This is a genomic window from Actinosynnema pretiosum (assembly GCF_002354875.1).
Taxonomy (GTDB): domain Bacteria; phylum Actinomycetota; class Actinomycetes; order Mycobacteriales; family Pseudonocardiaceae; genus Actinosynnema; species Actinosynnema auranticum.
Map to the genome: position 1 here is coordinate 7,298,999 of NZ_CP023445.1, position 23,263 is coordinate 7,322,261.

22 protein-coding genes and 1 pseudogene are annotated in these 23,263 nt (G+C 72.8%); 10 read left to right on the forward strand and 13 right to left on the reverse strand.

Going from position 1 to position 23,263, the window contains the following annotated elements:
• Positions 1-25: 25 nt before the first annotated feature.
• On the forward strand, positions 26-2,494 hold the full coding sequence (locus CNX65_RS31215; protein WP_096496934.1) for a glycosyltransferase: 2,469 nt from the start codon (positions 26-28) through the stop codon (positions 2,492-2,494).
• Positions 2,487-3,581 (forward strand): glycosyltransferase family 4 protein, encoded by a 1,095-nt coding sequence (locus CNX65_RS31220; RefSeq protein ID WP_096496935.1) that lies wholly within the window; start codon positions 2,487-2,489, stop codon positions 3,579-3,581. Before CNX65_RS31215 ends, CNX65_RS31220 begins: the two co-directional genes overlap by 8 nt.
• Here CNX65_RS31220 and CNX65_RS36500 read toward each other — a convergent pair.
• The 3 genes from CNX65_RS36500 to rfbB all read right to left on the reverse strand — a co-directional run bounded on the left by CNX65_RS36500 (position 3,578) and on the right by rfbB (position 5,857).
• Positions 3,578-3,715 carry a hypothetical protein gene (locus tag CNX65_RS36500; RefSeq protein ID WP_198320573.1) on the reverse strand — a complete coding sequence of 46 codons (138 nt, stop codon included), beginning with the start codon at positions 3,713-3,715 and terminating at the stop codon, positions 3,578-3,580. The two genes, CNX65_RS31220 and CNX65_RS36500, sit on opposite strands and share 4 nt — an antisense overlap.
• 259 nt (positions 3,716-3,974) lie before the next feature.
• A complete protein-coding gene (gene rfbD, locus CNX65_RS31225; RefSeq protein WP_096496936.1) occupies positions 3,975-4,865 on the reverse strand; it encodes a dTDP-4-dehydrorhamnose reductase in 891 nt (296 codons plus the stop codon).
• Entirely contained in the window at positions 4,865-5,857 is a 993-nt protein-coding gene (gene rfbB / locus CNX65_RS31230; RefSeq protein ID WP_096496937.1) for a dTDP-glucose 4,6-dehydratase, read from the reverse strand. Before rfbB ends, rfbD begins: the two co-directional genes overlap by 1 nt.
• Positions 5,858-6,031: 174 nt before the next feature.
• On the opposite strand from rfbB, the gene CNX65_RS31235 reads away from it, so the two are divergent.
• The 3 genes from CNX65_RS31235 to CNX65_RS31245 all read left to right on the forward strand — a co-directional run bounded on the left by CNX65_RS31235 (position 6,032) and on the right by CNX65_RS31245 (position 9,575).
• On the forward strand, positions 6,032-7,579 hold the full coding sequence (locus CNX65_RS31235) for an LCP family protein (RefSeq protein ID WP_096496938.1): 1,548 nt from the start codon (positions 6,032-6,034) through the stop codon (positions 7,577-7,579).
• A 78-nt stretch (positions 7,580-7,657) separates the two neighbouring features.
• Positions 7,658-8,872, forward strand: coding sequence for an LCP family protein (locus tag CNX65_RS31240; protein WP_096498098.1), 1,215 nt, complete (start codon positions 7,658-7,660; stop codon positions 8,870-8,872).
• Between the two features lie 10 nt (positions 8,873-8,882).
• Entirely contained in the window at positions 8,883-9,575 is a 693-nt protein-coding gene (locus CNX65_RS31245) for a TIGR03089 family protein (protein ID WP_096496939.1), read from the forward strand.
• Between the two features lie 78 nt (positions 9,576-9,653).
• Here CNX65_RS31245 and CNX65_RS31250 read toward each other — a convergent pair whose 3' ends face one another.
• Positions 9,654-10,079, reverse strand: coding sequence for a DoxX family protein (locus tag CNX65_RS31250; protein WP_096496940.1), 426 nt, complete (start codon positions 10,077-10,079; stop codon positions 9,654-9,656).
• Positions 10,080-10,203: 124 nt separating this feature from the next.
• Here CNX65_RS31250 and CNX65_RS31255 point away from each other — a divergent pair, with 124 nt between their 5' ends.
• A complete protein-coding gene (locus CNX65_RS31255) occupies positions 10,204-10,557 on the forward strand; it encodes an ArsR/SmtB family transcription factor (protein ID WP_096496941.1) in 354 nt (117 codons plus the stop codon).
• Between the two features lie 55 nt (positions 10,558-10,612).
• On the opposite strand, the gene CNX65_RS31260 is transcribed toward CNX65_RS31255, so the two are convergent.
• The 7 genes from CNX65_RS31260 to CNX65_RS31290 form a co-directional block, all read right to left on the reverse strand.
• Positions 10,613-11,776 (reverse strand): acyl-CoA dehydrogenase, encoded by a 1,164-nt coding sequence (locus CNX65_RS31260; RefSeq protein ID WP_096496942.1) that lies wholly within the window; start codon positions 11,774-11,776, stop codon positions 10,613-10,615.
• Between the two features lie 34 nt (positions 11,777-11,810).
• Positions 11,811-12,332 carry a 5-(carboxyamino)imidazole ribonucleotide mutase gene (purE, locus tag CNX65_RS31265; protein WP_269770714.1) on the reverse strand — a complete coding sequence of 174 codons (522 nt, stop codon included), beginning with the start codon at positions 12,330-12,332 and terminating at the stop codon, positions 11,811-11,813.
• Complete coding sequence (locus tag CNX65_RS31270) at positions 12,329-13,519, reverse strand: 5-(carboxyamino)imidazole ribonucleotide synthase (RefSeq protein WP_096496943.1); 1,191 nt, start codon at positions 13,517-13,519, stop codon at positions 12,329-12,331. The genes purE and CNX65_RS31270 overlap by 4 nt, the downstream gene beginning before the upstream one ends.
• Positions 13,520-13,632: 113 nt before the next feature.
• Positions 13,633-14,646 (reverse strand): hypothetical protein, encoded by a 1,014-nt coding sequence (locus CNX65_RS31275; RefSeq protein WP_096496944.1) that lies wholly within the window; start codon positions 14,644-14,646, stop codon positions 13,633-13,635.
• Positions 14,643-15,494 (reverse strand): ABC transporter ATP-binding protein, encoded by an 852-nt coding sequence (locus tag CNX65_RS31280; RefSeq protein WP_096496945.1) that lies wholly within the window; start codon positions 15,492-15,494, stop codon positions 14,643-14,645. The genes CNX65_RS31275 and CNX65_RS31280 overlap by 4 nt, the downstream gene beginning before the upstream one ends.
• The gene (locus CNX65_RS31285) at positions 15,491-15,874 is read right to left on the reverse strand and encodes a GntR family transcriptional regulator (protein ID WP_096496946.1); all 384 of its coding nucleotides are present in this window, start codon (positions 15,872-15,874) and stop codon (positions 15,491-15,493) included. The genes CNX65_RS31280 and CNX65_RS31285 overlap by 4 nt, the downstream gene beginning before the upstream one ends.
• Before the next feature lie 263 nt (positions 15,875-16,137).
• A complete protein-coding gene (locus CNX65_RS31290; RefSeq protein WP_157767918.1) occupies positions 16,138-17,520 on the reverse strand; it encodes a hypothetical protein in 1,383 nt (460 codons plus the stop codon).
• Positions 17,521-17,806: 286 nt separating this feature from the next.
• Here CNX65_RS31290 and CNX65_RS38430 point away from each other — a divergent pair.
• The 3 genes and pseudogenes from CNX65_RS38430 to CNX65_RS31305 all read left to right on the forward strand — a co-directional run.
• A pseudogene (locus CNX65_RS38430) lies at positions 17,807-18,010 on the forward strand (helix-turn-helix domain-containing protein); the annotation flags it as partial.
• Between the two features lie 88 nt (positions 18,011-18,098).
• On the forward strand, positions 18,099-18,668 hold the full coding sequence (locus CNX65_RS31300) for a DUF5753 domain-containing protein (protein WP_256374187.1): 570 nt from the start codon (positions 18,099-18,101) through the stop codon (positions 18,666-18,668).
• Positions 18,661-18,906, forward strand: a complete 246-nt coding sequence (locus CNX65_RS31305; RefSeq protein WP_309142048.1) for a DUF397 domain-containing protein — start codon at positions 18,661-18,663, stop codon at positions 18,904-18,906. The genes CNX65_RS31300 and CNX65_RS31305 overlap by 8 nt, the downstream gene beginning before the upstream one ends.
• A gap of 249 nt (positions 18,907-19,155) precedes the next feature.
• On the opposite strand, the gene CNX65_RS31310 is transcribed toward CNX65_RS31305, so the two are convergent.
• Both CNX65_RS31310 and CNX65_RS31315 read right to left on the reverse strand, forming a co-directional pair.
• Positions 19,156-19,575: an Imm1 family immunity protein gene (locus CNX65_RS31310; protein ID WP_096496949.1), complete on the reverse strand. Its 420-nt coding sequence runs from the start codon at positions 19,573-19,575 to the stop codon at positions 19,156-19,158.
• A gap of 98 nt (positions 19,576-19,673) precedes the next feature.
• Positions 19,674-20,471, reverse strand: coding sequence for a GGDEF domain-containing protein (locus tag CNX65_RS31315; RefSeq protein WP_096496950.1), 798 nt, complete (start codon positions 20,469-20,471; stop codon positions 19,674-19,676).
• Positions 20,472-20,621: 150 nt separating this feature from the next.
• On the opposite strand from CNX65_RS31315, the gene CNX65_RS31320 reads away from it, so the two are divergent.
• On the forward strand, positions 20,622-23,213 hold the full coding sequence (locus CNX65_RS31320; protein ID WP_096496951.1) for a sigma-70 family RNA polymerase sigma factor: 2,592 nt from the start codon (positions 20,622-20,624) through the stop codon (positions 23,211-23,213).
• Positions 23,214-23,263: the final 50 nt, after the last annotated feature.

Here is a 23,263-nt window from a genome sequence, read left to right on the forward strand (position 1 = left end):
CGTGGAGCGAGGGAGTCTGCCTGTCGTGACGGTCGTCGTGGTGAACTACCGCGGCGCCGAGGACACCACCACGTGCCTGCGGGCGCTGTTCACCGACGTCGACTACCCGCCCGACCTGCTCCAGGTCGTCTGCGTGGACAACGCCTCCGGTGACGGCAGCGCCGAGCTCATCCGCACCTCCGTGCCCAGGGCCGAGGTCGTGGAGGCCCCGGAGAACCTGGGCTTCGCGGGCGGCTGCAACCTGGGCGCCCGGCGCGCCAAGGGGTCCGTGCTGGCGTTCCTGAACAACGACGCGCGCCCCGACGCGGGCTGGCTGCGCGAGGCCGTCCGGGTGCTGCGCGAGGACCCGGCCGTGGGCGCGGTCGCCAGCAAGGTCCTGGACTGGGACGGGAAGGTCGTCGACTTCGTCGACGCCGGGCTCACCTGGTTCGGCATGGGCTACAAGCGGCACGCGGGCGAGGTGGACGACGGCAGCCACGACGCGCCGCGCGACGTGCTGTTCGCGACCGGCTCCGCGATGGTCGTGCGCACCGAGTTGTTCGCCGAGCTGCGCGGCTTCGACGAGCGGTTCTTCATGTTCTACGAGGACGTCGACCTCGGCTGGCGGCTGAACCTGCGCGGCTGGCGGGTGCGCTACGAGCCGAAGTCGCTGACGTTCCACAAGCACCACGCGTCCATGAAGTCCGTGGACACCAGCCGCGAGCTGTTCCTGCTGGAGCGCAACGCGCTGGCCGCGCTGTACAAGAACCTGTCGGACGACGTGCTCGCCAAGGTGCTGCCCGCCGCGCTCGCGCTGGTGGTGCGCAGGGCGACCGCGCGCGGCGACATCGACCCGACCCAGCTGGAGATCACCCGCCGCCCCGCCGACCCGGCGGACGACGCGGCGCCCGTGCCGATCGCGCGGCAGGCGCTGGCCGGGTTCCTGGCGATCGACCAGTTCGTGGAGCTGCTGCCCTCGCTGGCCGAGTCGCGCAAGGCCGAGCAGGCCGCGCGCAGGCGCACCGACGCCGACCTGCTGCCGCTGATGCGCAAGGCCATGGAGCCCGCCTACCCGCTGCCGCGCTACCTGGCCGCGCACGAGGTCCTGGTCGACGTGTTCGGCCTGGAGGGCGTGTTCGGCCGCCCCCGCCGGGTGCTGGTGCTCACCGGCGACGCAATCTCGCCGAAGATGGCCGGTCCGGCGATCCGGGCGTGGAACATGGCCGACGTGCTGGTGGCCGAGCACGACGTGCGGCTGGTGACGGTGAACCCGCTGTGCGCGCCGCCCGACGCGCCGTTCCCGGTGCTGCGGGCGCGGCAGAAGGAGCTGGGCGAGCACGTCGACTGGGCCGACGTCGTGGTGCTGCAGGGCCACGCGCTGGAGTACCTGCCGCAGGTGAAGGAGCGCTCCTCCACCAAGGTCGTCGTGTGCGACATGTACGACCCGATGCACCTGGAGCTGCTGGAGCAGGGCAAGGACGGCACCGACGAGCAGCGCGCGCTGGACCTCGTGGGCGTCACGCGGGTGCTCAACACCCAGTTGGCGCGCGGTGACTTCTTCCTGTGCGCCTCCGAGCGGCAGCGGCACTTCTGGCTGGGTCACCTGGCCGCGCTGGGCAGGCTGACGCCGTCGCTGTACGACACCGACCCGACCGTGCGCTCGCTGCTGGCCGTGGCCCCGTTCGGGCTGTCCGCGAAGCCGCCGACGCGCACCGGTCCCGGACTGCGCGACGCGCTGGGCATCGGCGCCGACGACAAGGTCGTGCTGTGGGCCGGTGGCGTCTACAGCTGGTTCGACCCGCTCACGCTGGTGAGCGCGGTGGACGAGCTGCGCGAGCGGCGGCCGGACGCGCGGCTGGTGTTCCTGGGGATGAAGCACCCCAACCCCGAGGTGCCCGACATGGACGTCGCCGGGCAGACGCGGGCGCTCGCCGGTCGGCTGGGGCTGACCAACAAGCACGTGTTCTTCAACGAGAGCTGGGTCGCCTACCAGGACCGGCAGAACTGGCTGCTGGACGCGGACTGCGGCGTCACCACGCACTACGAGCACGTGGAGACCACGTTCGCGTTCCGCACGCGGGTGCTGGACTACCTGTGGGCCGGGCTGCCGATCGTGACCACCGACGGCGACTCGTTCGCCGACCTGGTCGAGCGCGAGGGCCTAGGCGTCGTGGTGCCGTCGGAGGACCCGATGGCGCTGGCCGCGGCGCTGGAGAAGGCCATGTACGACGAGGAGTTCGCGGCGGCGTGCGCCGAGCGGATCGCCGTGGTGCGGGAGCGGTTCACCTGGGAGGTGGCGCTCGCGCCGCTGGTGGAGTTCTGCCGCAACCCCAGGCCGTCGGCGGACCGGCTGCCCGGCTCGTCGCCGATGGTGCGCAACAAGCCGCTGGGCACGCGGGAGAAGGTGGAGCGGGACATCAAGCTGGTGCGCGAGTACCTGGACGCGGGCGGGCCGTCCGAGCTGGCCAAGCGGGCCACCGGTCGGGTGCTCAAGAAGCTGCGCGGCCGTGGCTAGGCGCCCGCTGACGGTCCTGCTGGACGGGACCCCGCTGCTGGGGCAGCGCACCGGGATCGGCCGCTACACCGCGGCGCTGGCCGAGGAGCTGGCGTCGATGGTGGACGAGGTGGACGTGCGGGCGGTGGCGTTCACGCTGCGCGGGTGGCGGGCGCTGCGGACGGTGCTGCCGCACGACGTGGTGGCGCGCGGGCTGCCGGTGTCGGCGCGGCTGCTGCGGCAGTTCTGGCTGCGCGCGCCGTTCCCGCCGGTGGAGGTGCTCGCGGGGCTGGCGGACGTCATGCACGCGACGAACTTCGTGCTGCCGCCGTCGGTGCGGGCCGGTGGCGTGGTGACGATCCACGACCTGGCGATGCTGGACCACCCCGGCGACCTGCCGCCGTCGGACGCGCGACTGCCCGAGCTGGTGCGGCAGTCGGCTTCGCGGGCTGCGGTGGTGTGCACGCCGACGCGCGCGGTCGCGGACCAGGTCGTGGAGCGGCTGGGCGTGCCGGAGGACCGGATCGTGGTGACGCCGCTGGGCGTGGACCCGGCGTGGTTCGCGGCGCGACCGCCGTCGGACCCGGTGCGGGCGCGGCTGCGGCTGCCGCTGGAGTACCTGCTGTTCGTGGGCGCGGGCGGGCCGCGCAAGGGGCTGGACCGGCTGATCGCGGCGCACGCGGCGCGGCCGGAGCTGCCGCCGCTGGTGCTGGCCGGGCCCGGCGAGTCCGGGGTGGACGGCCGGGTCGTGCGGACCGGGTACCTGACCGAGATCGACCTGCGGCGCGTGGTGGCGGGCGCCTCGGCGCTGGTGCTGCCCTCGCGGGACGAGGGCTTCGGGCTGCCGGTGCTGGAGGCGTTGGCGTGCAACGTCCCCGTGGTGTGCTCGGACGTGCCCGCGCTGCGCGAGGTGGCGGGCGGGCACGCGGTGCACGTGCCGGTGGGCGACGTCGAGGCGCTGGGCCAGGCGCTGGTGGAGACCGTGGAAACCCCGCCCAGCCCCACCGCTCAAGCGGCCAGGCGGGCGCACGCCTCCGAGTTCACCTGGCGGCGCACCGCGGAACTCACCGTGAAGGCTTACGAAAAAGCGGCGAAGCGTCGTCGTTAAGGCTTTTTCTTGGGAAAGAGGTCTTCCTCGGAAACCTGTCGCGATCCGCTGATCACGACCACCCTGCGCAGGAAGCGCTGGCGCTCTTCCTGCTGCTGGACCGCTGCGTTCTGGGTGCGCCCACGTTCGGACATGGCGAAAAGGCTGCACCAGCACGGGGCCGCCGAACCAGACCAGTCGGGAATTCCCACCCCTTTGGCGCAGCGCGGGCCACTGGAGTGGTGGACTGTCTACTGCGCGCAATCCGCCACGGTGCGGAAAAGCACCCCGTTTTTGCGGAAAGCCCGGTTGGGGACGGGGTTCCCGGTCAGCCGGGGTGGTTCCGGCGCGCACCCGAGTGCGCGCCGGAACCACCCTGCTGATGCGCGGGTGACTGCGGGGAGCGGGGTCCGGTCACCCCGCGACGCCCTCCCGCACCGCGACGGCCAGCGCCTCGCGCCACGGCCGCAGCGGCGTCAAGCCCGCCGACTCCCACGCCTTCGGCGAGAGCACCGAGTACGCGGGCCTGGGCGCGGGGCGGGGGAAGTCCTCGGTGCCGCACGGGCGCACCCGCTCCGGGTCCAGCCCCAGCTCCTCGAACACCGCCCGCGCGAAGCCGAACCAGGTCGTCTCGCCGCCGCCGGTGGCGTGCAGCACGCGCTGCGCGGGCGCCGCGGGGCCGGTGGTCGCGGCGGCCAGCTCGACCAGCCCGGCCGCGAGGTCGGCGGACCAGGTGGGCGAGCCGCGCTGGTCGTCCACGACGGACAGGCTCTCGCGCTGCCCGGCCAGCCTCGCCACCGTCTTCACGAAGTTCGACCCGCCCGCCCCGTACACCCACGCGGTGCGCACGACCCAGGTCCGGTCCCAGGCGGCCAGGGCGCGCTGCTCGCCCGCGAGCTTGGTGCGCCCGTAGGCCGAGCGCGGCCCGGTGGCGTCGTCCGGCTCGTAGGGCGCGGTGGCGTCGCCGGGGAAGACGTAGTCGGTGGACACGTGCAGCAGCGGCACGTCGTGCTCGCGGCAGGCGAGCGCGAGCAGCTCCGGCCCGAGCGCGTTGACCGCGAGCGCGCGGCCCTCGTCGGTCTCGGCGTTGTCCACGGCGGTGTAGGCGGCGGCGTTGACCACGACCGGGGCGAGGCCCTCGGCGCGCGCCCCGGCGGCGAACTCGGCCACCCGGTCGGCGACGGCGTCGGCGTCGGTGATGTCCAGCTCGGCCGACGACAGCGCCCGCACGCGCCCGCCGGTGGCGAGCAGGTCCTGCCCGAGCTGGCCGCGCCCACCGGGCACGAGCAGCGCGGTGGCGGCCATCAGCGGGCCAGGGAGGCGCGCTGCTTGAGCGGCTCCCACCAGTCGCGGTTGTCCCGGTACCAGGCGACGGTGCTCGCCAGGCCCTCGGCGAAGTCGACCCTCGGCGAGTAGCCCAGCTCCTGGTTGATCTTGGTGATGTCGACCGAGTAGCGCCGGTCGTGGCCCTTGCGGTCGGTGACCGGCTCGACCGAGTCGTCCCAGTCGCGGCCGGTGGCCTCCAGGAGCTTCTCGGTCAGCTCGCGGTTGGTCAGCTCGGTGCCGCCGCCGATGTTGTAGATCTCGCCGCCGCGCCCGCCCTCGAGCACCAGCTGGATGCCCCGGCAGTGGTCGTCGACGTGCAGCCAGTCGCGCACGTTCAGCCCGTCGCCGTACAGGGGTACCTTCTTGCCGTCCACCAGGTTGGTGACGAACAGCGGGATGACCTTTTCCGGGAATTGGTACGGACCGTAGTTGTTCGAACACCGGGTGACGCAGACCGGCAATCCGTGCGTCCGGTGGAAGGCGCGCGCGAGGAGGTCCGAGGACGCCTTGGACGCGGAGTAGGGGGAGTTGGGCTCCAGCACGTGGTCCTCGGTCCACGAGCCCCGCTCGATCGAGCCGTAGACCTCGTCGGTCGACACGTGGACGAACCGCGAGACCTCGGCCTCCAGCGCCGCCTGGAGCATCGTCTGGGTGCCCAGGACGTTGGTGAGCACGAAGTCCGCGGACCCCGAGATCGACCGGTCGACGTGCGACTCGGCGGCGAAGTGCACGACCGCGTCCGCGCCCTTGACCAGTTCGGCCACCAGGTCGCGGTCGCAGATGTCGCCCTGCACGAAGCGCAGCCGGGGGCTGTCCGCGACGGGCGCGAGGTTGGCCTCGTTGCCCGCGTAGGTCAGCTTGTCCAGCACCACGACCTCGGCGTCGGCGTAGGCCGGGTAGGCGCCGCCCACCAGTTCCCGCACGTAGTGCGAGCCGATGAAACCGGCACCGCCTGTAACCAGCACCCGCATGGTTGTCCTCTCCAGTCCGAACCCAGTCCGACTCCTGCGAAGTGTGTCACCGTCTTAACCGCGCAACCCACCGGGTTGTTACCCCGTATCCCGTATAAGGGGTGAAGTCGGGTCGATTTAGCCACCCGCGATTAACCTTGGTTGACAGGACCTGACTCTGGGGAGGCAGCGCAAGTGGACGGGAGTCCGCCCGGTCGCACCGGGGGTTCGGCCGCACTGCGCGTGCTGGTCGGCACGGGGAGGACGCTGGTCGCGCTCGTCTCGGCGGCCGTGCTCGTGGTGACCTGGTACGGATGGCACCAGCTGCGCACCCTGAACCAGGGTGTGACGACGACGGACGTGTTCGGCGAGGCGTCTTCCACGGTCTCGCCGGAATCCACGCGCAAACCCCTCGACGGGGCGATCGACATCCTGCTGGTCGGCAGCGACAGCCGCACCGACGCGCAGGGCAAGCCGCTGTCCGACGAGGTGCTGGCGCTGCTGAACGGCGGCGTCGACGAGGGGACGCTGAACACCGACACGATCATCCTCGTGCACATCCCGCAGGACGGGACGCGCGCCGTCGCGATCTCGTTCCCGCGCGACTCGTACGTGGAGATCGCCGACGGGTTCGGCAAGCACAAGATCAACTCTGCGCTGATCAGGCAGAAGAACACCACCTCCGCCGAGCTCCAGGAGAAGGGGGAGACCGACCTGGCGAAGATCGAGCTGGAGTCGACGCTCGCGGGCAGGCGCACGCTGATCAAGACCGTCGAGGACCTGTCCGGCGGCGCCATCAAGATCGACCGGTACGCGGAGGTGAACCTCGCGAGCTTCTACGAGGTCACCCAGGCCATCGGCGGCGTCGAGGTGTGCCTGAACAACGCGGTGGACGACGAGTACTACTCCGGGGCGAAGTTCCCGGCAGGCGTCCAGACGCTGGAGGGCAGGCAGGCGCTGCAGTTCGTGCGGCAGCGGCACGAGCTGCCCAACGGCGACCTGGACCGGATCGTGCGCCAGCAGGTGTTCATCGGCGCGCTGGCCCGCAAGGTGCTCTCCACCGGCACCCTGACCGACCCGGCCAGGCTCAGCGGCCTGGTCAGCGCGGTGCAGAAGTCGGTGGTGCTCAGCCAGGGCTGGGACATCACCGAGTTCGCCAGCCAGATGCAGGGGCTGGCGTCGGGCAAGCTGGAGTTCCGCACCATCCCGGTCGGCCCGCCGACCGACACCTACAGCGACGGCAACGTCCTGCCGGTGGACGCGGCGGAGGTCAAGGCGTTCCTGGGCGATCTGGCCTCGGACAAGCCCAAGCCCTCGTCGTCGACCTCGCCGTCGGGGTCGCCGTCGCCGTCCGCGGGCCCGCAGCCCTCGGCGATCACGGTGCAGGTCTACAACTCGTCCGGGGTGTCCGGCGTGGCGCTGAAGGTGCTGAACGCGCTCGGCGAGCAGGGCTTCCGCAAGGGGCAGGCGCTCAACTCGGCGGTCAGCGACACCACCGTGGTCCGGTACGGCACGGGCCAGGAGGCTTACGCGGACCGGGTGGTCCAGGCGCTCGGCGGTAACGCCACGACCGAGCTGGACGACTCCGTGCCGAGGGGTCAGGTGTTGATCTACGTGGGCGCCGACAACGCGGAGCTGGGCACGACCGACGACACGTCGTCGGCGCGCTCGGAGACCGGGTCGTCCAGCCCGGCGAGCAGCGCCGCGCCCATCACGGCCAACGGCGTGGTCTGCGTGGACTGATTTCCCGCTACCCCAGGTCCGAACGGGTGCGGGACGTTAGCCTGTTCGGACACGGGGGTAGTGGAGGGGGAGGTCTCGGTGAAGGCCGTCGTCGTAGCGGGCAGAACCGGGTTGGCGCTGCTCTCGGCAGTGGTGCTGGTGGTCACCGGCTACAGCTGGTCCACGCTGCGGCGGGTCCAGGAGAGCGTGAACACCACCGACGTGCTGACGTCCCTGGCGGACGTGCCGAACGCCCCTCCCGCCGACGACGGCGCGATCGACCTCCTCCTGGTGGGCAGCGACAGCCGCACCGACGCGCAGGGCAACCCGCTGCCCGCGTCGGTGCTGCGCCAGCTGCGCACCGAGGCGACCGACACCCTCAACACGGACACGATCATCGTGCTGCGGGTGCCGCGCGACGGGTCGCGGGCGCACGCGGTGTCCATCCCCCGCGACACGTACGTGCCGATCCCCGGCGATCGCGAGGAGAAGATCAACGGGGCCTACGGGGTCACGAAGTTCCTCACCATGGAGCGGCTGCAGGCCGAGGGTGTGCCGCTGGCCGAGCGGGAGAAGCGCGGCGACCAGGCCGGGCGGGCGGCGCTCGTGCAGGTGGTGCAGGAGCTGACCGGGGTCAGGGTCGACCACTACGCCGAGGTGAACCTGTACGGGTTCTACCGGCTGACCGAGGTGATCGGCGGGGTCGACGTGTGCCTCAAGGAGGCGACCAGCGACCCGGACTCGGGGGCGGACTTCCGGGCGGGCGCGCAGACGCTGTCCGGGGGTGACGCGCTGGCGTTCGTGCGGCAGCGCAAGAACCTGCCGAGCGGGGACCTGAGCCGGATCACCCGGCAGCAGGTGTTCCTGTCGTCGGCGATGTCGAAGCTGCTGACGGCGGGCACGTTCGCCGACCCGTCGAAGCTGTCCGGGCTGCTGGAGGCGGTGAGCAAGTCGGTCGTGGTGGACGACGGGCTGGACGTCGCCACGCTGGCGGGGCAGCTGGGCGGGATCTCCGGCGGGAACGTGGAGTTCGCGACGATCCCGGTGACGGCGGTGGGCGCGGTCAACGACCGGGGGCAGAGCGTGGTGCTGGTGGACCGGGAGCAGGTGCGGGCGTTCGTGGCGCGGGTGCTGGGCGAGAAGACGCCCGAGCCGACGGCGCCCGCGTCCTCGGAAGCGGCCCCGACCACCTCGAACGCGGCCCCGACCACGACCGAGCGGCTGTCGGGTGGCAAGGTTGTCGCGTTGGACGGGGCGGCGCAGCGGGTAGTCCAGCGCCAGGCACTCCAGCAAGGTCCCCCCTGCGTCGACTAGCGAGGTTGACTTGACCGTCACGGAAGCTCTGCTCACGCCGCTGCTGGCCGAACCGGGACGGCCCCTGATCACGCACTACGACGACGTCGAGGGCACGCGCGTCGAGCTGTCCAGGGCCACCGCGGCCAACTGGGCGGCGAAGACGGCGAACTGGCTGCGCGACGAGCACGACGTCGAGCCGGGCGACCCGGTCGCGGTGCTGCTGCCCGCGCACTGGCAGACGCTCGGGGTGCTGCTGGGGGCCTGGTGGTGCGGGGCGTCGGTGGTCGACGCGCCCGCCGGGGCGAAGGTGGCACTGGTCGCGCCGGGTGGTGAGGCGCCCGGTGCGGAGGTCACGTCCGTGGTGTCCTTGCACCCGATGGGGCTGGGCACCGGCACGCCCGGTGACTTCCTGGACGAGGTGCGGATGTTCGGCGACGACTTCGTCCCGCACGCGCCGGTTCCGGGGAGCACGGCGGCGCTGGGGTGGTCGACGGTGGACGAGGTGGTCGCGGAGGCGAGATCCAGGGCCGCGGTGCTCGGGATCGGGCCGGGGACGCGGGCGCTGTCCACGGTGGAGTGGAACCAGCCGGACGGGCTGCTGAACGGGGTGCTGGCGGTGCTGGCGGGCGGCGGGTCGCTGGTGCAGTGCAGCAACCCGAACCCGGACCTGCTGCCCGGCAGGCGGGCCAGCGAGCGGACGACGATCGACCTGGTGGGCTGACGGTTCTCACCCGGACGTGGAAGAGCCTGAGGTCGACGGTGACCTCAGGCTCTTGGCTTTTCGGGATCTTCGGGCCGGTCAGATCCGGGCGGGCTCGGAGCGCTTGCCGCGGATCAGGTGGTCGACGGAGAAGCGACCACCGTTGAAGCCCAGGGCGATCGCCGAGACGGCGAGCACGAGGACCAGCTCGTAGCCGCCCTCGCCGAGGAGGCCGTTGGGCAGGTGGACGAGGAGCAGCGCGCCGAGGACCGGGATCGCCAGCAGGACGCCCACGAACGGCAGGCCAGCGCCGACGATCAGCAGGGTGCCGCCGATCAGCTCGACGAGCGCGGCGAACCAGGCGGACAGGGCGGGGGCGGGGATGCCCATGCCCTCGAAGGCCGCGGCCGTGCCGTCCATGCCCCACTCGGAGACCTTCTGCCAGCCGTGCGCCACGAAGACGGCGCCCACGCCGATCCGGCCGATGAGCGCGGCGGTGTCGCGGATCGTGTCGGACTTGTTCATGGGGCCGAAGGTATATGAAAGTTCAACTAACACTGCCCCGAACGGCGGGCCTGACAGCGACCCGACAGGTGGAGCGCGCGGGACGTGGTTAACTTAACCGGGTGGTTAACGAAGGGGGCACGCCGTGGCCGACGACCCGCTGAGCACGACCTTCGCCGCGCTGGCCGACCCGACCAGGCGCGCGATCCTGGCGAGGCTGACCGAGGGCCCGGCGACGGTGAAGGAGCTGTCCGCGCCGCTGCCGATGAGCGGCCCGGCGGTGTCCAAGCACCTGAAGGTGCTGGAGCGGGCGGGCCTGATCACGCGCGGCCGTGACGCCCAGTGGCGCCCGTGCGAGCTGTCGGCGGAGCCGCTGCGCGAGGTGGCGGAGTGGGCGGAGGGCTTCCGGGGGTTCTGGGACGCGAGCTACCGGAAGCTGGACGCGTACCTGGCGGGGATGGCCGGGGAGGCGCCACCGGAGCGGCGGGACGCCCCCTGACCGCCCACCCGCGCCCGACGACCGGGGGCTGCGGGTGGGCGGGCGTCCGGAGCGCTCAGCCCTTGAGCAGCGACCGCGACATCACGACCCGCTGCACCTGGTTGGTCCCCTCGTAGATCTGCGTGATCTTCGCGTCCCGCATCATCCGCTCCACCGGGAAGTCCCGCGTGTACCCGGCCCCGCCGAACAGCTGCACCGCGTCCGTCGTCACCTCCATCGCCACGTCGGACGCGAAGCACTTCGCCGCCGCCGTGATGAACCCGAGGTCCGGCTCCCCCCGCTCGGCCTTCGCCGCCGCGACGTACACCATGTGCCGGGCCGCCTCGACCTTCATCGCCATGTCGGCCAGCATGAACTGCACGCCCTGGAAGTCCGAGATCGACCGGCCGAACTGCTTGCGGTCCTTCACGTACGCGATCGCCTGGTCCAGCGCCCCCTGCGCGATGCCCACCGCCTGCGCGCCGATCGTCGGCCGGGTGTGGTCCAGGGTGCGCAGGGCCGTCTTCAGGCCGGTGCCGGGCTCGCCGATGATCCGGTCCGCCGGGATCTCGCAGTTCTCGAAGTGGATCTCGCGGGTGGGCGAGCCCTTGATCCCGAGCTTGCGCTCCTTGGACCCGACCGAGAAGCCGGGGTCGTCCTTGTGCACCACGAACGCCGAGATGCCCTGGGACTTCTTCGGCGCGTCGGGGTCCGTGACCGCCATGACCGTGTACCAGGTGGACTCGCCCGCGTTGGTGATCCAGCACTTGGTGCCGTTGAGCACCCACCGGTCGCCCTCGAGCCGCGCCCGCGCCCGCATCGACGCGGTGTCCGAGCCCGCCTCGCGCTCGGACAGTGCGTACGACGCCATGGCCTCGCCCGCCGCGATGGACGGCAGGACCTGCCGCTTCAGCTCCTCCGAGCCGGCCAGGATGATCGGCATCGTGCCGAGCTTGTTGACCGCCGGGATGAGCGAGGAGGACGCGCAGACCCGCGCGACCTCCTCGATCACGATGCACGTGGCCACCGAGTCGGCGCCCTGCCCGTCGTAGTCCTCGGGCACGTGGACCGCCGAGAAACCGGCCTTGACCAGCGCCGACAGCGCCTCGACGGGGAACCTCTCCCGCTCGTCGACGTCCGCCGCGTGCGGGGCGATCTCCTTCTCGGCGAGCGAGCGGATCGCCTCGCGCAGGGCGTCGTGCTCCTCGGCGAGCTGGTAGGTGCCGAAGCTCGGGTCCACTTGTTACCTCCCAGTAAGTTCCACTGGGAGGATGTTAGCGCGCGTTCACCCCCGTGTCCGGGCGACCTTCGACCAGTGCCTTCAGCGCCGCGTCCTTGTCGAGCACCATCTCCTCCAGCGACGCCTGGTACGCCGCCATCCGCTCCCGCAGCTCCGGGTCGGACGCGCCCAGCACCCGCACCGCGAGGAGCCCCGCGTTGCGCGCCCCGCCGACCGACACCGTTGCGACCGGCACCCCGGCCGGCATCTGCACGATGGACAGCAGCGAGTCCATGCCGTCCAGGTGCTTGAGCGGCACCGGGACGCCGATCACCGGCAGCGGCGTCGCCGAGGCGACCATGCCGGGCAGGTGCGCCGCCCCGCCCGCGCCCGCGATGATCACCTGCAGGCCGCGCCCGGCGGCCGACGTCGCGTAGTCCAGCATCCGCTGCGGGGTCCGGTGCGCCGAGTACACGCCCACCTCGAACGTCACGCCGAACTCGGCCAGCGCCTCGGTGGCGGCCCCCATCACGGGCCAGTCCGAGTCGCTGCCCATGATCACGCCTACCTGCGTCACGCCTGTCCTCCGTGGATGTCGTACCCGTCGAGCCACACGCCGTCGGACAGCCAGTGCGCGGCGAGCCTCGCCCGCTCCCGCACGTCCGCCATGCGCTCCCCCAGCAGGGTGACGTGGCCGATCTTGCGGCCCGGCCGCTCCTCCTTGCCGTACAGGTGCACGCGCGCGTCGGGGAACCGGGCGAACAGGTGGTGCAGCCGCTCGTCGGGGCCGAACGGGGGCGCGTCCGCCGCGCCGAGCACGTTCGCCATCACGACGGCGGGCGCGACCAGGTCGGTCGAGCCGAGCGGGTAGTCCAGGACGGCGCGCACGTGCTGCTCGAACTGGGAGGTGCGGGAGCCCTCGATGGTCCAGTGCCCGGAGTTGTGCGGGCGCATCGCCAGCTCGTTGACGACCAGGCCGTCCTCGGTCTCGAACAGCTCGACGGCGAGCAGCCCGACCACGCCCAGCTCGTCCGCGACGCGCAGCGCCAGGTCCTGGGCCTGCGCGGCGCGGTCGGCGTCCGGCGCGGGCGCGAGCACCTCGACGCAGATGCCGTCCTTCTGCACCGTCTCCACCAGCGGCCACGCCGCGCCCTGGCCGAACGGGGAGCGCGCGACGAGCGCGGCCAGCTCGCGGCGCATCGCCACGCGCTGCTCGACCATCAGCGGGGTGCCCGCCTCCAGCAGCTCGGCGACCAGGCGCTCGGCCTCCTCGGCGGAGTCGAGCATCCACACGCCCCGGCCGTCGTAGCCGCCGCGCACCGCCTTGAGCACGCACGGCCAGCCGTGCTCGTCGCCGAACGCGACCGCGTGCGCGGGCTCGGCGACCTCGGCGAACGGCGGCACGGGCAGGCCGAGCTCGGCGAGCTTCACGCGCATGACGAGCTTGTCCTGCGCGTGCGCGAGCGCGTCCGGGCCGGGGTGCACGCGCACGCCCTCGGCGACCAGGGCGCGCAGGTGCTCCTGCGGGACGTGCTCGTGGTCGAAGGTGACGACGTCGCAGGACTTGGCGAACCCGCGCAGCGCCTCCAGGTCGGTGTGCGAGCCGAGGTCGACGTCGCGGGCGACCAGCGCCGCCGGGTCGGACTCGCTCTGGGCGAGCACGCGCAGCGACTGGCCGAGGGGGATGACGGCCTGGTGGGTCATCCTGGCGAGCTGGCCGCCGCCGACCATGCCGACGACGGGAAGACGGGTTCGGGAGTCCACGGACCGGGGAGTCTAGCTGCGCGAACGGGGGACCCCCGCACGCGCCTCGCGGCGTGCGGGGGTCCCCGGCGTCGGGCGTTCGGCCCAGCCGGTCGCGCGGCGGTCCGGCGCGGTCAGGCCGCGGCCTTCTTGACGCGGCGCAGCGCGAAGGCGAACAGGGCGGCGGCGAGCGCGAGGAACAGGACGCCCTCGATCAGCCGGAACGTGCCCAGGCGCTCGGCGGGGTGGTACTGCTCCAGGAAGTGCGTGAGGCCGCTGTCCTTCAGGCACCCCTGGAACCACGCCTGGTCGGCGGACTCGGGGCCGTAGCACCGCGGCGGCACGGTCCCCAGCACCCCGTCCGCGTTGGCGTAGCCGCCTTCGAAGTACAGGGCCTGGTCCTTCGCAGGCCCCAGCGGGCGGATGTCCTCCCCGACCGGTGCGAAGGTGGTGTGCGGGCTCTGGTAGCGGCCCCGCAGCCAGAGCTCCACGACGACCTTGGTGAGCAGGCCGACGACCAGGGTCAGGCCCACCGCGAGCACCGTGCGGCGGACCAGCGCGGCGATCGCGAGGCCGAGCGCGAAGCCGAACAGCGCGTACGCGGCCTGGAGCGCCGGGTGGTACTCGAAGCCCTCCTCGAACATGTTGACCGAGACGTAGCGCGGGACGTCGTTGATCGCGTTCGCCATCAGCTGCGCCGTGCCGCCGAGGACCGCGCCGATGAGCGCGGCGACCGCGCCGAGCAGCACCGCCTTGCCGACCAGCCAGCGGGCGACCGGCAGGTCCTGGGTCCAGGCGACCACGTTCGTGCGCTGGTCGTACTCCCAGGCCAGCATCGGCGCACCCCACACGGCGCCGATGAAGGTCCCGTAGAGCATCAGCCCGCCGGGGAGGGTGAGGCCCAGCCCGGTGTAGTCGCCCCAGCCCTGGGCCGGGTAGCCGTTGGCCGCCTCGTCCAGGAAGGCGGCGCGGACCAGCAGCATCCCGGCGACGCCGACCAGGGCGATCGCGAGGGTGCCCAGGACGGTCCACCGGTGCTGGCGCCAGGTGAGCCAGGCGAGGTCGCCCCAGCCGACGCGGGCGCGGGTGCGGACCCCAGGTCGGTCGGCGGCGCGCTTCCCGGTCGTGCTGTCGGTGGTGGCGCTCATTCGGCACCGCCCTTCCTGCTCTCGGCGAGGCGCGCGAGCACGTAGTCCTCCAGGGTGACCGCTCGTTCCACCCACCGGTCCGCGACGGGCGGGCGCGGGCCGTCCGGCAGGCGCACCAGGAAGGTGGACTGGGTGGCGCTGTGCCTGGCCTCCACGACCTGCCCCGGCACCGGTGGCGCGTCCGAGCGCGGGCCGGTGTACGCGGCGTGGCGGGCCAGCAGGCCGTCCACGTCGCCGTCCGCGAGCAGGCCGCCGTTCGAGAGCAGCAGCAGGTGGTCCGCGACGCCGGTCAGCTCGGTGATCACGTGCGTGGACAGCACGACGGTCGTGCCGGTCTCGGCGACCTCGTCGAGCAGCGCGGCGGCGACCTCGCGGCGGGCCAGCGGGTCCAGGTTGGCCAGCGGCTCGTCGAGCAGGAGCACGTCCGGGCAGGAGCCGAGTGCCAGCGCGAACGCCACCTGGGCCTGCTGGCCACCGGAGAGCTTGCCGCAGGCGCGGGTGCGGGGGACCTCGAAGCGGTCCAGCCAGGCGTCGGCCTTGGCCTGGTCCCACGCGGTGTTCAGCCGGGCGCCCATGGTGAGGGCGTCGCGGGCGGTGAAGCTCTTGTAGAGCGGTTTGTCCTGCGCGACGAACGCGACGCGGCCACCGGCGTCCACGCTGCCCGCGTCGGCCTTGAGCAGGCCCGCGAGGACGCTCAGCAGCGTCGTCTTGCCCGCGCCGTTCGCGCCCACCAGCGCGGCGACCCGGCCCGCGGGCAGGTCGAACGAGCAGTCGCGCAGGGCCCACGTGCCGCCGTAGCTCTTGCCGAGCCCGGACGCGCGGACCGCGCTGCTCACAGCGGTGGTCATCCGATTTCCCCCTCGTCGACGAGGACCGAGCGCACGAGCGCCTCGACGTCCTCGGTGTCCAACCCCGCCGCCCGCGCGTCGCGGACCCACTCCACCAGCCTGGTGCGCAGGGGGCCCATGACCTCGGGGTCCGCGCTGCCCAGGGCGGCTTTCACGTAGGTCCCCGAGCCCTGGCGCGCCTCGACCAGTCCCGACATCTCCAGCTCCCGGTAGGCCTTGAGCACGGTGTTCGCGTTGACGCCGCTGGTGGTGACGACCTCGCGCACCGGTGGAAGGCGGTCTCCCGGTGAGAGCCAGCCCATCCGCAGGGCCTCGCGGACCTGGCGGACGAGTTGGAGGTAGGCGGGGAGACCGCTGGTCCGGTCTATGCGGAACTCCACTGGCACCTCCCAAGTGTTCTACTGTTGTAAGACACTAGATAACAGGTACACCTGAGGTGGAGTCAAGTGGCGCGCGGGGTGGGGCGACGGGGGCGAATTCACCCGATCTGGGGGCTGGCCAAGGGCGTGCGGATGGGGTGCTCCGGCTGCCAGACTTTGTTGTGCGGGGCCGGGAGCAGGGCGTGTGAGCAGCGATGACGGACGGGTGGAGGGAGAGGTGGCCGATGAAGGTCGAGTGATGAGCGGCGGGGCGGCGCGGGACGTCAGGCGCCGTTCGACAGCCAGTGGTCGGGGATGGCGTCCGGGGCCCGCTCCCAGACGGAGATGCCGAACTCGCCCCACTGCAGGAGGTCCGGCTCGGGCAGCTCTCGGCCCGCACGCGCGGCCACGACCAGCCGGGCGACCTCGCCAGCGGCGCCACCTTCAGGCAGGTCCCCCAGCGCCGCCTGAAAGCACCGCAGCGCACCGTCCAGGTCACCCTGCCGCCAACGCGCCCGCCCGAGCAGCACCCGGCACGTGCCGCGCTCCTCGGCGATCGGGAGGACCTCCGAGTTGGTGGTGGCGTTGTCGCCTGCGCTGGAGTCGGGGGCAGCGCTCGGTGCCGACACGGGGCCAGCGCTGACGCTGGAACTGGCCTCGACGTTGGGGTCGTTCCCGGCGTTGGGGTCGTCCCCGGCAGTGGGGTCGTCCCCGGCAATGGGGCCGTTCCCAGCAGTGGAGCCACCCCCGACACCGGGGCTGTTCCTGGCATCGGGGTCGCCCTCAGCACCAGGGTTGCCCTCGACAGTGAGGCCGTTAGCGGCATCGAGGTCCTTCCCGACATTGGGGCCGTCCTCGGTACCGGGGGCGTTCCCCGCATCGAGGTCGTTGCCAGCATCGGGGTCGTTGCCAGCATCGGGGCCACTCTCGACATTGAGGTCGCTCTTGGCATCGGCATCGACACCGGAGTCGATCTCGACATCGCTCCCGACATTGGGGCCGTTCCCAGCATCAGCATCATTCGCGGCATCGGCATCAGGATCGGGATTGGAGGCAGCGATAGAGGCAGCAGCGGCGACAGGACCGGAATCGGGATTGGGTGTGGAGGTGAAGGTGGGCGTAGAGGTGGAAGTGGGGGTGGTGAGGGCTTCGGCGATTGCCTCGTTGTAGGTCGCTTCGGCTCGGGACAGGCGGGTGATCGCGTCCGTCCAGTTGCCCGCTTGGTAGGCGAGGACGCCCAGTTCGCGTTCTGCCCAGGCGACGCCCAGGGCGTTGCCCGCTGCGCGCTGCCACTCCATCAGTTCGACCAGGCAGCGTGCGACGCCTGCGGTGTTCCCGCGTGTGCGTTGGACGCTGGCCAGGGCGTCCAGCGCGAACAGGTGACCATCCAGCGACTCGGGGGTCAGCCGGGACTGACAGCGGGCGCGCCAGACCGACAGCATCCGCTCGGCCATCAGCTCGGCCATGTCGTGTGCGCCTACCTGGGCGTACGTGAGCATCGCGCAGTGCAGTGCCGCGGACACCTCGGGGGCGAACGGGAAGCGGTCGGCCAGTTCGATGGTGGTCGTGCGCAAGCGGTCGACCTCGTGAGTGGTGCTCTCCAAGGAGAGGCTGGCCCACAGGTGACCCAGGAGGGCCGCTGCGTCACCCACCTCGCCGTAGGTCATGAGGCTTCGGGCGGTTGACAGCGGATCGGGGAACGGTTGCATCTGGGCGTACTTCCCGGTTCTGGCGATTCCTTTGAATTGGAATCAGGAGTGGCGACAGGAGTGACAACAGGAGTAGCGGTGGGACGCGAGTTTGATCGGGTGAGTGCTTTATCCATGAAGCCTTGAGGGCTTTTCGCAGTGGCTTCCGTCGGCGACCTTACAATTCTTCGGCCACATCAGCAGGGGTCACAAATGGGTGGTTTGTGTAGCGATCGGGTTACTCAGAGTGGTTATGGTGGGAGGCATGGCGGTAGGGACCACGCGCGCCAAGCGCAGACTCGGCAGGCACGTGCGGCCCATCATGGAGCGGGCCGGGGTGGCGGCTCCCGAGGTCGCGCGGCTGGTCCGGACGTCCAAGGACACGGTGCACCGACTGCTGTCCGGCATCCACCTGCCGCACTACCCGACGTTCCTCGCGATCATGACCGTCCTGCGGGCCACCGACGAAGAGATCGCCGAGGGCACCTCGCTGTGGGAGCGCGCCGCGCAGGACGCGGTCAAGGTCGAGCACGCCTCGGCGCTCTCCCCCCGGCTACCTGCGCTTCCGCCGCGACGAGGGCGAGGCCCACCGGGAGCGGGCGCTCGACCCCATGCTCATCCCCGGTCTGCTCCAGCTCGGGGAGTACGCGGACGAGCTGGGGCGGCGCGCGCCCTCGCTGACCCGCGGCAAGGGGTGGGCGGCGCGGGCGACGGCCGAGCGGTTGGACCGGCAGGCGCTGCTCAGCCGGTCACCCGTCCCGCTGGACTACCGGCCGCTCATCGACGAGGGCGCGCTGCACCGGGTGGTGGGTGGTCGGGAGCTGATGGCGCGGCAGTTGGAGCACCTGCTGGTCGTGGGCGAGCGGGAGAACGTCACCATCCGGGTGCTGCCGTTCTCCGCGGGCGCCTACGGGTCGCACTTCGGTGCGCTGAACCTGCTGGAGTACCCCGAACCCGACGAGCCGCTGTCGGTCTACGTCGAGAGCTACGAGGGCGTACGCGCGGTGGACGACGCGCAGGCGGAGAAGACGCTGGTCGCCGTCTGGGAGGACGCGGCCCGGCACGCGCTCGACCCCGAGGAGAGCGCGCGGCTCATCCGGGAAGTGAGGGACACCAGGCATGGCTGACCAGCGGTGGCGCAAGTCCAGCCGCAGCACGACGAACCCCGACTGCGTCGAGCTGTCGATCACCCCGGACACCACCGCGGTCCGCGACAGCAAGAACCCCTCCGGAGGACGGTTGAGGTTCGGGCGGAGCAGCTTCAGCGGCTTCCTCGACCGGATCAAGAGCGAGGAGAGGAACGAGAAGAGGGAGGAGGAGAAGGGCGAGGAGAGGGGCGAGCGGACAAGCAGGCAGAAAGGCTGAACCCGGCAACCCGGCAACCCGGCAACCCGGCAACCCGGCAACCCGGCAACCCGGCAACCCGGCAACCCGGCAACCCGGCAACCCGGCAACCCGGCAACCCGGCAACCCGGCAACCCGGCAACCCGGCAACCCGGCAACCCGGCAACCCGGCAACCCGGCAACCCGGCAACCCGGCAACCCGGCAACCCGGCAACCGAGGCAGGCGTCCTCGGTGGGGGTGGTTGTGTCAAGCCGGGCCGGGTCGCGGCCTCACAGGTCCTTCGACGCCGCGACCAGCTGCATCCTCGGGTGGTCCGGGGGGATCACCCCGCCGCCCGCCAGGTACGCCGCCAGGATCTCGCGGACCGCCTCCAGCGGCACCTCCTGGTCCGCGGGCACGGAGGTCGCGTGGGTCGCCAGGGCGTAGACCACCTCGCCCTTCGCCTGCGGGTCGCCCAGGGTCGCGCGCACGGGGTGGCCGTGCTCCTGCACGAAACCGCGCTCGCGGCCGATGCCCGCGTACAGGATCGGGTAGCTCCACTCCTCGCCGGTCACCGAGAACTCGACCACGACCGGGCTGCCCACGTGCAGCGCGCGCACCCGCTCGACGAGCTCGTCCAGCTCCGCCCTGGTCCGGACCTCGACCGGGTTCCGGCCCGTCGCCAGGTCGTAGATCGCCGTCAGCGCCACCGAACCCCACCACCTTCCCCGTGCGCGGGCCTGGAACGACTGCCCGTTCGGATGGTCGCCGAAACGACCCGAGCACCACAATGGGGCCAACCCCCGCCTCACCCCGTCCTGGGCGGGGCGGCGAGCAGGGCGGACACCTCCTCGTAGGTGTCCGGCAGCGGCCTGAGGACGAGCCTTGCCGGGCCCGCCGGGCGCACGTGCGGGTCGACCGCCAGCCTCGCCTCGGCCTTCGCCGCCAGGTGCGCGAGCCTGTCCTCGACGTCCGCGTCCCGGCGCAGCAGGACCGCCGCGACCGACGGGCCGACCGAGGCGACCGACTCGCCCGCGTCGAACACCCCGCGCAGCGCGTCCGCCAGCAACGTCATGGCCACCACCCGCGACCACCCGGTCGCGCCTTCCAGATCAAGTGACACGAACAGCAGCGCGTAGTCGGCGGGGGTGGCCGCGTACACCTCCCTGAGCCTCGTCCGGAGGTACGCGGCGGTGGCGAGGCCGGTCAGCGGGTCCTCGGCCTCGGTGCTGGCCGACCGGTCCAGCACGACCTCGGCCCAGCCGAGCGCGGTGGCCCGCAGCAGCTTGGCGGGCACCGCGTCGACGTCCGCGCGCGGCGCGCCGACCTCGACGCCGGGGGTCACCAGGACGGCGTGCAGCGCGGCGAGGTCGAGCAGCGTCTCGGCGAGCCCGGCCCCGGATTCCGCCCGCGCCGCACCGAGTCCGGCCAGCGCCCGGCTCGGGTCGTCGCTGCCGAGGACGACCTCGCACACGTCGTCGACCTCCGCGAGCGACCAGTCGTCCGCGAACGCCCACCCCGCCGCCAGCGCGGCCGACCGCCAGCGCCGCTTGAGCGCCCGGCTCCCGTCCGCCGCCTGCCTCACCACCGTCTGCCCCACGCTCACCCGGTTACCTCCTCCGCAGGACGTCCACACGAAGGAGTGACGTGCGACCGGCTCAGCCATGACGGCAAAAACCGGGACACGTTTGAGTGACTTGACGTGACCGTGCGCGACGCGGTGCGGAAGACTTGCCCGCGCGAGGGGAGGGACCACGTGGCGACCGTTCCTGCTGATGTCCCGAGACCGGGGGACGCGGAACTGATCGAGTCGGTGCGCGGGGGTGATGTCGCCGCGTACGGACAGCTGTACGAGCGCCACGTCACCGCCGCCTACAACCTGGCCCGGCAGTTGGCGCGCTCCTCGGCGGAGGCCGACGACTTAGTCTCCGAGGCGTTCTCGAAGGTGCTCGACGTGCTGCGGGGCGGCGGTGGCCCCGACGTGGCGTTCCGCGCCTACCTGCTGACCGCGCTGCGGCACAACGCCTACGACAAGACCCGGCGGGACCGGAAGGTCGAGCTGTCCGAGGACGTGTCCGAGGTCGCCCCCGAGGCGGTCAGCGTGCCGTTCCGGGACACGGCCGTCGCGGGGCTGGAGCGCTCGCTCGCCGCGCGCGCCTTCGCCCGGCTGCCCGAGCGCTGGCAGACCGTGCTGTGGCACACCGAGGTCGAGGGCCAGTCGCCCGCCGAGGTCGCCCCCCTGCTGGGGATGACGGCCAACGGCGTGTCGGCGCTGGCCTACCGGGCCCGCGAGGGCCTCAAGCAGGCCTACCTCCAGGTGCACCTGGCCGAGACGCAGGCCGTGCGCTGCCGGGCGACCGTGGACCGGCTGGGCGCGTGGACCCGCGCGGGCCTGTCGAAGCGGGAGACCACGCAGGTCGAGGCGCACCTGGACGAGTGCTCGGACTGCCGCAGGCTGGCCGCCGAGCTGGCGGACGTCAACGGGGCGCTGCGCGCCGCCATCGCGCCGATCGTGCTGGGCGCGGGCACCGCCGGTTACCTGATCTCCTCGCGCAACTCGGCCTCCCCGGCGGCCACGGCCGCCGCGGGCGGCATCGCGGGCAACGCGCTGGCCGACGCGCTCGGCGGGGCCACCGCCCAGGCCGCCGAGGGTGCGGCTGGCGCCGCAGGCTCGGCAGGCGCAGCGGGTGGACGCTCGGCGGGCGCCTCGGGCGCGGCCGGGATCGCGGGCGAGGTCGTGCGGGCGGCGCTGAGCGGCGGCCCGCGCCAGCTGCTCGGGCTGGCCGCGTCCGCCGCCGCGCTGATCGTCGTGGTCGTCGTGGCCATCGCCGCGCCGGGCGCCGGTTCGGGCCCCGACGTCGCGCAGTCCCCCGCCGCCGAGCAGAGCAGCGGCACCCCGGCCTCCCCCGGCGCACCGGTCCCGCCCACCTCGGGCGAGGCGGATCCCGCGCCGTCCGAGGTCCCCCCGTCCGGCGCGCCCGCCGACGGGGACGAGGCGCCCGGCGCGGTCCTGCCCCCGGCGGGCACGGGCAACGGGCCGGTCAGCACCCGGGACAACCCGCCACCGCCCCCGCCCGCCGGGGACCCCACGACCGACCCGGACCCGACGACCGACCCGGACCCGACGACGGGTCCCACCACCCCGAAGCCCCCGGACCCGCCCGACCCGCCGAAGCCGCCGCTCCCGGCGTCGCTGACGGCGACCTGGCCCGACGACTACTCGCTCACCCCCGGCCAGGACCCGAAGCCCCTCGAGGTCGTGGTCGCCAACTCCGGCGAGGTGCTCTCCGAGATCCCGGTGCTGGCGCTGACCCTGCCCCAGGGCGTGCGCCCGGTCAGCCTGTCCCGGCTGGCGGCGGCGGACGCCGACGACCTGGTGGAGTGCGGACCGGTGGACGGCCCGTTCACCTGCCCGGCGCTCCGGGGCGTCGACCCGAAGGGCAAGACCTCGTTCCGGCTGCTCCTGGTGGCCGACCGCACCGCGCAGGGCGGCGAGATCACCGGGACGCTCAACGCGGGCGCCGCCGTCACGGTCAAGCTGAACGTGCCGGTCAAGGTCCTGCCCGAGCCGGACCAGGTGGCGCTGGAGGTGCACAAGCGCGAGTACCCGCGCTGGGGGCACTCCGAGCTGGACATCACCGCCGTCAACGCCGGGAGCCGCGGCGCCGAGCTGGAGCTGACCGCACGGGCCGGGGAGAACGTGTGGCTCAAGTGGAGCAGGAAGCGCGAGGCCTGCCGGGGTGACGAGACCGGGCTGGAGTGCCGGACCGACGTGCGCTCCGGCGGGAAGTTCCGGATCGCGGTGAGCGCGTACGCGGTGCGGGCGGAGAACCCGGCCTCGGAGGAACCGGAACCGGGTCAGGAGCCCGCTGCCGCCGACGGCAGGCGGGGGAAGCACCGGCCCTGGGTCTGGGGCCAGGTGACCGTGACGGCCCGGATCGGGAGCGCGTCGCAGACCGTCGCGGTGATGGTGCGGGTCTGGGAGTACGACCGCGGCCCGCAGCACCCGCCGTCGAGCAGCACCACGCCGCCGACGACCACGACCACGAGCACCCCGCCGCCCACCACCACGACGACCACGCCGCCCACGACGACGACCACGACCACCAGGCCGAGCCCGCCGTCGAGCACGCCCCCGAGCAGCCCGCCGTGGACGCCGCCGAAGACCCCGCCGCCGGGCCACACCCGGCCGACCGACCCGCCGCTGCGGCAGGAGCCCGCCTCCACGCCGCCCGCCCCGGTCCCGCAGGAGCAGCAGGCCGAGGTGGTGGTCGAGCTGCCGGTGTGCACGACCGGTGAGCCGCCGGTGCTGGACGAGGTGGTGACCGTCTGCCGGGTCGCCACCTGAGCGGCCCGACCGGGCGGGGCGGCGCGGGTCGTGAGGTCCGCGCCGCCCCG